Origin of the sequence: Pseudomonas fuscovaginae SE-1 (assembly GCF_000364705.1) — a bacterium.
Lineage (GTDB): Bacteria > Pseudomonadota > Gammaproteobacteria > Pseudomonadales > Pseudomonadaceae > Aquipseudomonas > Aquipseudomonas fuscovaginae_A.
The window spans coordinates 48,935-59,344 of the sequence record NZ_AQOH01000015.1 but is presented as its reverse complement, the minus strand read 5'-3'; the positions used below and the strand labels follow the sequence as shown (position 1 = coordinate 59,344).

Here is a 10,410-nt window from a genome sequence, read left to right as displayed (position 1 = left end):
AGCGGCTCGGGCAGGCGCAACAGCCACAACGGCCCCCGGGTCGTGGCAATTCGCGGCAGAGGACGATCCCATACCTGCGCACCGCTCACCGCGACCGATGCCTGCCGCTCGTAACCCAGCTCCTCCAGCCCCACCTCCACGGGACGTGCCAGGGCCCGGAACAGCTCGACGATCCGTTCGAGGGCGCACGGCGTCTTCAGCAAGGCCGGCAAAGTCGGCAACAGGCCAGCGAGCCATTGACGGGCGTCGAGCAGGCCCTGCCAGCCGCCGCCAGGTCCTTCGGCGCAGAACTCCAGGTATTCGCCGCCAACCGGCGGCGCGTGCAGATCGGCCCGGTATCCCGCCAGCCGCCAACGCTCGACCGCCTGCCGGCGCGCATACTCCAGTGGATCGACTCGGCGCAATCCTGGCCGCCATCGCGTCACTGCGAGCCAGTCCCGTCATTACCGGGCACATCACCCAGCCGCCAGTGCGGCTGTCGGGCCTGATCGAAATGTCCTGCGAGCTGCTCGAACACCTGCCGACCGCTCGCGCGGATCAACAACCCGGGCTCCCCGGTGCCGTCCCGGCTGACCAGTACCCGCCCCTGGGCTCGCTCGTTGCTGAAAGGCACCTGGAGGAACTCGGTACTCGTTTCCTCATCCTGCTCCCACGACTGCGGCGATGCCTCCTCCTGCTGCCCGGACATCGTAGTCCGCTCCTCGGCCGCGCCTTCGAGCAACGGCTGCGCCAACGGGGCCAGGGTCTCGGACCTGGTCTGCGCGATGCCATGGGAGAGCTCGCCGACGACCCGCAGGGCTGCGTCTTCCCGGACAACCTCGGCAGACTCGGGACTCTCGCCGGCGGCCACGGCCGGCCCCTCTTCAACCGTTACGCCTTGTACCGGGGCAGCCGGTCCACCACGAAACGGCCCCTCGGCGCCGACGATGTCTCTCTCGCCACGGGACAAGTCATCACCGATCGGCACAACGCTCTTCGCCGCCGCTACCCCGGCGGGTTTCGCGGTGTCCAGGAACGCCCCAGGCACGTCGCCCAGGTTGGCGTGCTGACCGGCCGCCGCCGTCGACCGCCCTCCCGGACGGTTCGCCATCCTGGACGGTGGATCAAGCACCGCCAGTAGCAGGGCCACCCCTTCGGGTAATGACTCTTCATCGACGACAGAGGTGTCCGGCCCCGTCGGCCGCCACCCTTCGATCCCCTCCTCCGGCACGAGCTCAACGACGGGTAACACCGGTGAAATGCTGTTCATCGTTTCATTCCTATCAACTCATCGACTTCACCTTCATCGCGACGCAAGCGCCGCAGCCGAAGTTCGTGGCCCAGGCGCTGACGCAAGACGGCATACTTCGACTGCTTGCGCCGCATCGACTCCAGCGCCTGCTGGCACTGCCGCACCTGCTGCTCCAGTTGCACACGCTGCTCATGCAGCGGCTGGCGCTCCAGCTCCAGTATCTGGATCTGCCGGCGAATGGCCGCCTGGCGCCGAAGGGTCTCCAGCAACTGCCAGTGATCGAGCACGCAGTTCTCGGCGCGATGACTGCCGAGCAGGGCCCGCAGCGAGCCCTCCTGCTCATCCAGCGCCGACAGTTCGCGCAGCAACCGCACCCGGCGCTGCCGCAGCCGCAGCAATGCCGTCTCGTCCCGGCGCAGACGCCAGGCGCCAAAGCGCAGCAGGCGATCGATATCAGCCAATGAGCTCATGCAAGCTCCTCAGGGTCTCGTCCGGCTGGCTCGGCTCGTCGCAGGCCTGGCGCAACCAGGCCTGCAGCTCGTCACGACAGGCCATGGCCTGGTCATTGGCCGCGTCGGCCCCCGGGCTGTACTCGCCCAGATCGAGAAAGACCTGCAATGTCTCCAGCCGTGCCAGCACCTCGCGGGTCGCGGCCGCCAGGCGCCGGGTCGTCTCGTCGGTCACCTGCTGTGCCACCCGGCTGGTGCTGCGCAGCACGTCGATCGCCGGGAAATGGCCCTTGGCGGCCAGGCTGCGGCTCAGGTAGATGTGCCCGTCGAGGATCGAACGGATCTCTTCGGCAATGGGATCAGGCTCGTCGTCGCTTTCCAGCAGCACCGTGTAGTACGCGGTGATGCTGCCGCGCGCGGTGTGCCCGGGGCGTTCGAGCAGGCGCGGCAAGGCATCGAAGACCGAGGCCGGGTAGCCGCGCCGCGCCGGCATCTCGCCAGCCGCCAGGGCCAGGTCGCGCCGGGCACGGGCATAGCGGGTCAGCGAGTCGAGCAGGAGCACCACACAGTGCCCCTGGTCGCGAAAGTACTCGGCGACCGCGGTCGCCTGCAGGGCCGCGTTGCAACGGTCCACCGAGGACAGGTCGGAGGTGGCGTAGACCACCACGCAACGCGCGCGATTGTGACTGTGGCGCAGATGTTCGATGAACTCCGTCACCTCACGCCCACGCTCACCGATCAGGCCGATGACGAACACGTCGGCATCGGTGTGGCTGATCAGCATGTTGATCAGCGAGGTCTTGCCCGAACCGGCGGCGGCGAAGATGCCCATGCGCTGGCCGACACCGCAGGTCAGCAGGCCGTCGATCGCGCGGATACCGGTCATCAGAGGCTCGCTCACCGGGCGCCGCTGCTGGTAGGACGGCGGGTCGGCATCCACCGGGTAATCCGCGCCGTCGAACCCCACCGCCGGGGCCAGGCGCTCGACAATACTGCCGCGGGCGTCAAGCACGCTGCCGAGCATCCCGGCGCTGCAATACAGGCGCAACGTCGAGCCGGTCGGTACGATCATCGACTCGCGCGACAACCCACGCGCCTCACCGAGCAGGCTGAGCACCACCACATCGGGCTTGAAGCCTATCACCTGGGCACGTGCCAACTGTTCACTCGAAGCCCAGTGCCGACGCACCTCGCAGACTTCGCCGATGGATACCCCATGCAACGCCGCCTCGATCAACGGACCATTCAGCCGCCGCGGATGGGCACCGCGGCGTTCGAGCCGCAGCACGCTCACTGGCGAATGATGTGACATAGTTCCTCGGTGTCGCGCATGAACCCGTCGATCGCCTCGGCAAACGACTGGTCGCTGGCCAGCGCCGGCTCGCCCAGCATCAGTCGCACCTCGAGCTGCCCATTGGCCTCGAACAGCTGCAATTGGCCGGTGCGCGCGTCGGCATTGCCCTTGAGCAGATAACGCAGCAGCGCCTTGGCGCTGTAGCTGAAGGTCGAAGGCGTCATCTGCGCCAGCACGCTCCACAGCCAGACGTCACCGTCAATCACGTCAAGGCATATATTGGGCTGCTCCTTCATTTCCAGCTCGATGGTACTGTGGCCGTCGAAGCGTCCCAGTTGCGTATCGGTGCAACCGCTGTACAACAGCGCGGCCCGCAGGCGTTCGGCGATATCCATATTCTGCATGGGTACTTTTTCCTTCACAGGGTCTTGATGACATTGACGGAAACGGTCTCGCTGATCTCGCCGAAGGACATGACGTCCAACTCGCGAAATCGTCCTTCGACCAGTTTCTTGATATAGCGCCGCACATCCACCGAGCACAGCAGCACCAGGTCTTTCTGCGGCACATGCAGGCCTTCCAGGCCCAGGCTCAGCCGATCGATCAGGTCCTCGGATTGCGCCGGCTCCAGATTGAGAAAGCTGCCGCTGGAGGTCTGGCGGATGCCCTGGCGCACTACGTCCTCGAACTCCGCTGACAGCAACAGCACGCGCAGGTCGTTGCCGTGGGCGAACTTGTTGCTGATGTAGCGTCCCAGGCCGCCACGCACATGCTCGACCAGAGCGATGCTGTCCTTTTCCCTGGATGCCCAGTGGGCCAGGGATTCGAGGATCAGCTTCAGGTTGCGCACGGAGATCCGCTCGCCGACCAGGCGCTGGAGGATCTCGGCGATCTTCTGCACGGTGACGTGGCGATAGACCTCCTTGAGCAGGTCCGGGTAGCGCCCTTCCATTTCGTCCAGCAGCGCCTTGGTTTCCTGCACGCCGAAGAACTCGTTGATGTTGCGCGCCAGCAGGATCACCAGGCAGCGGTAGCACTCGTCGTAGGCGGCTCGCAACCGATAGCCCAGCTCGCCGACGGTGCCCTTGCCGGCCGCGGCGATCCAGATGCTTTCCAGGTTGTTGCTGTCGCGCCCGCGGACCAGCGGCAGGCCCATGGCGGCCAGTTCCGGCGAATAGTCGAGGATCCGCCAGTGATCGAAATGGATATCGAACTGGTCGGCACGCACTTCGTTGATCAACACCGCGACCTGGTGGCCAGGCAGCAGCTCGGAGGCGCGCAATTGCGGCAGTGGGATCTTCAGCCCGTAATCGACGAAGAACTGGCTGCGAAAGCGTTCGGCGATCCTCGCCGCACGCAACTCGTCCAGCCGCACCGTGGGCACCAGAAGGATCAGTGCCACGGTCTCGGTGGCGATCTCGTCGACGCTGTCCAGCAGCCCCAGTTCGCCATCCGCCAATGGCTCCGCCGGCGTCGGCAACTCGCCCTGCCGGGCCTCGCCAACGGCGGCACGTGGCTTGCGCCAGCGCAGGAACACCACCAGCGCCAGCACCGCGGCAATCACCACGAAGGTCCCCAGCGGAAACCCCGGCAAGGTCCCGACCGCCACCGCCAGCAAGGCGGTGACCCCGACCACGAACGGGTTGGCGAACATCTGCGTGAGCATGTTGCGCCCCAGGTTGGCCTCGTCGCCATTGACCCGGGTGACGATGAAACCGGCGCCGATGGCGATCAGCAGCGCCGGGATCTGCGCCACCAGGCCGTCGCCGATGGTCAGCAGGGTGTAGATCGACAGGGCCGCGCCGAAGTCCATGCCCAACTGGCCGACCCCGATGGCGATGCCGCCGAGAAAGTTGACGAAGATGATGATGATTCCGGCAATCGCATCGCCCTTGATGAACTTCATCGCCCCGTCGAAGGAGCCGTAGAGCTGGCTCTCGCGCTCCAGCACGTTGCGCTTCTCGCGTGCCTGGTCGGCGTCGATGGCACCGGCCTTGAGGTCACCGTCAATGCTCATCTGCTTGCCCGGCATGCCGTCCAGGGAAAAGCGCGCCGCCACTTCGGCGACCCGCTCCGAGCCCTTGGTGATGACGATGAACTGCACCACGGTGACGATCGCGAAGATCACGAAGCCCACCACCAGGTTCTCGCCGATCACGAACTCGCCGAACGAGGCGATGATCTCGCCGGCATCCGCCTGGGTCAGGATCAACCGGCTGGTACTGATCGACAGCGCCAGGCGGAACAGCGTGGTCAGCAGCAGCAGGGCCGGGAAGGTGGAAAAGCCAAGGATGCGTTCGATGTAGAACGAGCCCATGAAGATCAGCAGCGAAATGACGATGTTCAGGCCGATCAGGAAATCCACCAGGGACGTCGGCAGGGGAATGATCAGCATCGCGATGATCATCACCATCAGCGACAGGATCAGCAGTTCGGGGCGGGCCGAGACCGCGCGCAGGAATCGATCGGGCATGGCCGGCTAGTTTCCCGACGCGTCAATCGGCGACACGCCGCGCCGCCGCTCGATCTGCTCATGGACCAGCACCCCTTCGGCCAGCGCAAGAAACCGTTGCGCCAACTGCTGCGGGGCGTCACCCTCGGCGAACAGCTCGTGGGGCAGCCGCAGGCAGGCCCGCCGCACCACCTGCAGCAGTGCCGAACGCTCGCGGTACAGCGCCAGCAGCAACCGTTCGCCGAACACCCCGGACAACAGCTGGTCGAGCTCGCCGGGGTACCTGAGCACACCGAAGAAAAACACCAGCCAGTCGGCTTCCTCGTCGTTGAACCGGCACACCAGTTCATCACCCAACAGCCTGGCGACAAACCCGGCATCGGCCGAACGCAGGCGTTTCAGATCGGTGAGACGGGCCAGCAGGGGGCCGAACTCCTGGCGCGAGCAACTGGGGTCCTGGGCGGCGATATCCGTCAGCAGCGCCGCCTCGATGAAGGCCAGCACCGTGGCCCGCCGCCCGGCACCGAACAGGGCCACCCAGTCCTCGTAGCAGGCGACCGCCGCGGCTTCGCTCTCCAGGTAGTCGCGGTAGGCCTCGCGCAGCAGCCCGGCGCGCAACGCCATCGCCTGGCCAAACAAACGGGCTTTCAGCGCACTGTTGATACCGGCCTTGAGTCGCCGGGGCGACGCCTGGGCGACCACGGTTTCCAGCAACTGTTCCAGGCGCTGGCGGGTGTCAGCGTGCAGCTTGCCGCGTCGCAGCAGTTCACGCAGTACCAGCACCAGATCGCTGTCATCGGGGAATAACCCACGGGCTGCCTGCAACAGCCACTCGACAGGCTTGTCCGTCGACTGGGCCAGCGCCAGCACCTGACGGGCCTTGGGCAGCACATCCTCGTCGAGGACCGACTCGAAGCTCTCCGGCCGGTTTTCAGCCTTGAGCTCGAAATGCCGGCGCTGGCGAAAACGCGCCAGTGCCGCGGACATCTCGTCGCTGTTCTGGATAAAGCGCTGCAACAGTGCCACCGGGTTCGCATCCGGGTCATTCGATTCGGTGTCGGGCTGCGCCCGGGCATCCTGCCGGGCGGCGTCGAGGCGGGCCAGGAAGGCACGGTTCGAAAGGGAATCGATCGCCGCCATCAGCCATCCACCGCCCGCATGAAAGCCCGGCGCACCGCTTCCTGCTGTTCGGCGCTCATCAGGCCCTTGCCCAGGTCCTGGGTACCTGCCTGCAGCGCGCCGAGAATTTCCCTCGGCTGGATCAGGAACACCCGGGCGGTGTTCGCCGAGCTGTCGACCCGGTAACGGAACAGCCCGCCGATCAGCGGGATAGAACCGAGCAGGGGAATTCGCGCGACCTGCTCGCTGTAGTCGTCACGGGTGAAGCCGCCGACCAGCAGGCTCTTGCCCTGCGGCACCCGGGCCACCGTGTTGATGCGGGTACGTCCGACCACCGGCAGCGCGCTGCCGTCGCCCTCGCTGCGCTCGACTTCACTGCCGTCCTCGATGTTCAGCGACATCTCGATTTCATCGGCGATGGCAAAGCGCGGCAGCACGCTGACCAGGGTCCCGTAGGTCACGCTCTGCAGATCGACGCTGCGCTCGCCAAGCAGTTGGGTATAGAAGGTGCGGTTATTGTCGAACAGCGCCGGTACGTTTTCCTGGGTCAGGATCACCGGCCGCGCCACCACGTTGGCGCGTTTCTTCCGGGCCAGGGCCATGACGCGGGTCATGAAGGATACGCCATCCAGGGTGGTCACCGAGCCGGCGTTGAGCGACACCTGCAACTGCGAACCGACCTTGATCCCGCCCTGCCAGCTCACCCCGAGCTGATTCAGCTCGTCCTGGTTCAGGTCGATGATCCACAGTGACAGTTCGACATGACGCTTGGGCACATCCAGCGCCGCCACCAGGTTCTCGATGAAACGCACCTGTTCGGGCAGGCCCTTGACCAGCAGGCTGTTGGTATCCGGGTACGCCACCACGCGGATATTGCCGGCAGCGGCTTCCCGCGCCAGTACCCGAGGAGCGGTGGGGTCGTCCGGGGAAATCGGCGTCGCCAGCCCTTCCAGGGGGAACTGCGGCATGCGCAACGGGCTGCCGGAGACCGTCTTGACCTCGACCTGGGGCTCGACTCCGCCAGGTTCGTTCTTGAGCAGACTCTCGATCACCGTGGCCATGCCGGGAATCGACACCTTGCGATCGCGCTGTTCGTACTCGCGGTCACCGACGAAGGTATTGAGCAGATGGATCACGCCGATCCGCTGCTGGCCGAGCAGCAGCTCCGAAGGCCGGTTGTCCATCAGTTGCGCCGCCTGCATGACCAGATCGACATAGATCGGCGGGCCGGAGACGTAGAAGGTCCGGCGCCCGTCATTGCGCAGGGGATAACGCGAATCCTCCAGGCCCGACTGGCGCAGGAACTGCTTGAGGGTGTCGACGCTGATCACCCGCAGCGCCACCACCGAGCTTTTCACCTCGGAGGCGTCGTACAGGTAGATGGCCTGGCCGTCGCTGTACCAGATCAGCCCCAACTGGGCGACGATGCGGTCGAAGGTCTGACGGGCCGAATGCAGCGCAAACTCGCCAGTGATACGTTTGGCGGCGGCGGCCTTGCTGACAATGATCGGTTTGCCCAGCGGGGCCGACAGGGCGGAAAAGAAACTGCGCAGGCCTTCTTCGCGAGCCACGTAATCGCCGCTCTTGCCCGGCGCGGCACTGACGCTCCAGCACAACGGGCAAAGCAGCAAGGCGCCAAGCCAATGCCGCATCGCTCGCAACGCGCGCCCTCTCAATCCGGCTGCTCCACGATATCGAGCAGCCGGCTGGGGGCGACGCCGAGCAACTCGCGCACCTCCTTGGAGAAATGTGACGAGGAAGCATAGCCATATTCCAGTGCCACGTCGGTCAGCGAGCTGCCCCCGCGGATCATCCGCAGCAGCGCCTTGGCCGCGCGCCAGTCACGCAGTTCCGGCTTCGCCGCGCCCCCCAGCGCCTGATGGCACAGACGCCGGAAATGCGAGACCGAGACCCCATAGCGTCGGGCCAGGCCGATCAGTTTTTCACTGGCGGTCCCCTGTTCCAGCAGAAACCTTACCAGCCAGTAGCTCGCACTCTGGCGCAGGACACTGGCGAACAGCCGGTAGTCGGGATCGTCACGCAGGGCACGTTCGATGTACCAGCGCTCCAGGCACGCCCGGCTGCGCCCCGCCGCCATCGGCATCGGCAAGGCGGCCCAGGGCTGCGCGCACGGGCGATCGCGTTCGAAGGCGACCCCCATGTCGATGAACACCTGCAGCTTCACCAGACAGGTGCCGGGCAACACCGCGCTGCTCCAGCTTCCGGAGAGCACTTTCAACGCACTGCGCCCCACTACCAGACCCTGCCATCCGGGCGGCAGGTACCAGCAGACCATGAGTTCGTCGAGGGACAGACATACCCCGGCATCGCCGGCCCGCATGAACGACACCCGCTGCGCGGAGAGCCCTCCGGGACACATCATCGCGAAGCGTTCGTCAGCCTGCACCCTGCACACTCCACCTGTCTGTCGATCAATCGAGACCGATGATGGCTCGATCGCCGCAACAGATCATGATGAGAAGCTGATGGCCGCCCAAGGCCGCCGACGACAGTGGCATATGCCTTGCTACAACCCTGAAAACCCTGGCCAACGGCGGCCCGGCTGCAAGGACAAAGACGTCGTGACCCGCCAGTGCCCAGGGCACCGGCCGGGTACGACGTTTTTTTATGAAGAGTGAAAGCCGATGAACGAACTCCCCGTCTCTCCCCTCGCCTGGGTTAACGGTAGCGATGCGCCGGAGAAGCCCAGCCTGGAACTCGGCTTCATGCCCCTGAGCGACTGCGCCTCGCTGGTGGTCGCCGCCACCCAGGGCTTTGCCCAACCGTACGGCCTGACCCTGAATCTCAGGCGCCAGCCGTCCTGGGCCAGCCTGCGCGACAAGCTGGTCAGCGGTGAGCTGGACGCCGCCCACAGCCTGTACGGACTGATCTACGCCGTGCACCTGGGTATCGGCGGCAGCCCGGCCACCGACATGGCGGTGCTGATGGGGCTGAACCAGAATGGCCAGAGCATCAACCTGTCGCCGGCCCTGCAGAAGGCCGGCGTGACCAGCCCTGAAGCATTGACCCGGCACGCGCACCAGAATGGCGCAAGGCTGACCTTTGCCCAGACGTTCCCCACCGGCACCCACGCCATGTGGCTGTATTACTGGCTCGCCAGCCAGGGCATTCACCCCTTGCGCGACGTCAACAGCGTGGTGGTGCCTCCGCCCCAGATGATCGCGCACCTGCGCGCCGGACGGATCGACGGCTTCTGCGTCGGCGAGCCCTGGAGCGACAGCGCGGTCAGGCAGGGGCTGGGCTTCACCCTCGCCACCAGCCAGACGATCTGGCCCGATCACCCGGAGAAGGTGCTGGGCTGTACCCGGGCGTTCGTCGAGCGATACCCAAATACCGCGCGGGCCCTGGTGATGGCGGTACTCGAGGCCAGCCGGTTCATCGAGCAGAGCCCGGAGAATCGCCGCGGCACCGCGCAACTGCTCAGTGGCAGCGACTATCTCGATGCACCGCTGGAGCACATCCTGCCGCGCCTGCTCGGCGACTACGAGAACGGCCTCGGCCAACGCTGGCAGGATCCCCACGCCTTGCGTTTCCACGCGGCCGGCGCGGTCAACCTGCCGTATCTGTCGGACGGCATGTGGTTCATGACCCAGTTCCGCCGCTGGGGACTGCTGCGCCAGGACCCCGACTACCTCGGCGTCGCCCGCCAGGTGCAGCAACTGCAACTGTATCGCCAGGCCACCACCGCGCTGGGCATCGAGCACGGACCTGACGCGATGCGCGGCAGCCGCCTGATCGATGGCCAGGTCTGGGACGGCAGCGACCCGGCCGGCTATGCCCGCAGCTTCCGGCTGCACGCCATGAGCGACGAGCCCGCCGTGCTCGTCCGTCACTGATCGGAGGA

The 10,410-nt window shown here is 66.1% G+C and carries 9 protein-coding genes and 1 pseudogene; 1 reads left to right on the top strand and 9 read right to left on the bottom strand.

Translation table 11 applies throughout. The features are described 5' to 3' along the window. The 9 genes and pseudogenes from K675_RS0102390 to K675_RS0102350 form a co-directional block, all read right to left on the bottom strand. Positions 1-404 (bottom strand): annotated as a pseudogene (locus K675_RS0102390) (FliM/FliN family flagellar motor switch protein); the annotation flags it as partial. Positions 405-421: 17 nt separating this feature from the next. After that, positions 422-1,111, bottom strand: a complete 690-nt coding sequence (locus K675_RS0102385) for a hypothetical protein (RefSeq protein ID WP_157383899.1) — start codon at positions 1,109-1,111, stop codon at positions 422-424. 134 nt (positions 1,112-1,245) lie between these two features. After that, positions 1,246-1,701, bottom strand: coding sequence for a hypothetical protein (locus K675_RS0102380; RefSeq protein WP_017901909.1), 456 nt, complete (start codon positions 1,699-1,701; stop codon positions 1,246-1,248). Further along, complete coding sequence (gene sctN / locus K675_RS0102375; protein ID WP_198291602.1) at positions 1,685-2,992, bottom strand: type III secretion system ATPase SctN; 1,308 nt, start codon at positions 2,990-2,992, stop codon at positions 1,685-1,687. Before sctN ends, K675_RS0102380 begins: the two co-directional genes overlap by 17 nt. Beyond that, the gene (locus K675_RS0102370; protein WP_017901907.1) at positions 2,971-3,378 is read right to left on the bottom strand and encodes a hypothetical protein; all 408 of its coding nucleotides are present in this window, start codon (positions 3,376-3,378) and stop codon (positions 2,971-2,973) included. The genes sctN and K675_RS0102370 overlap by 22 nt, the downstream gene beginning before the upstream one ends. A gap of 14 nt (positions 3,379-3,392) precedes the next feature. Then, the gene (locus K675_RS0102365) at positions 3,393-5,447 is read right to left on the bottom strand and encodes an EscV/YscV/HrcV family type III secretion system export apparatus protein (RefSeq protein ID WP_017901906.1); all 2,055 of its coding nucleotides are present in this window, start codon (positions 5,445-5,447) and stop codon (positions 3,393-3,395) included. A 6-nt stretch (positions 5,448-5,453) separates the two neighbouring features. Beyond that, positions 5,454-6,566, bottom strand: a complete 1,113-nt coding sequence (gene sctW / locus K675_RS0102360) for a type III secretion system gatekeeper subunit SctW (RefSeq protein ID WP_017901905.1) — start codon at positions 6,564-6,566, stop codon at positions 5,454-5,456. After that, positions 6,566-8,197, bottom strand: coding sequence for a type III secretion system outer membrane ring subunit SctC (gene sctC, locus K675_RS0102355; protein ID WP_017901904.1), 1,632 nt, complete (start codon positions 8,195-8,197; stop codon positions 6,566-6,568). The genes sctW and sctC overlap by 1 nt, the downstream gene beginning before the upstream one ends. A gap of 20 nt (positions 8,198-8,217) precedes the next feature. Further along, complete coding sequence (locus tag K675_RS0102350; RefSeq protein WP_017901903.1) at positions 8,218-8,886, bottom strand: helix-turn-helix domain-containing protein; 669 nt, start codon at positions 8,884-8,886, stop codon at positions 8,218-8,220. 304 nt (positions 8,887-9,190) lie between these two features. On the opposite strand from K675_RS0102350, the gene K675_RS0102345 reads away from it, so the two are divergent. Next, complete coding sequence (locus K675_RS0102345; protein WP_017901902.1) at positions 9,191-10,402, top strand: CmpA/NrtA family ABC transporter substrate-binding protein; 1,212 nt, start codon at positions 9,191-9,193, stop codon at positions 10,400-10,402. The last annotated feature ends 8 nt before the right edge of the window (positions 10,403-10,410 follow it).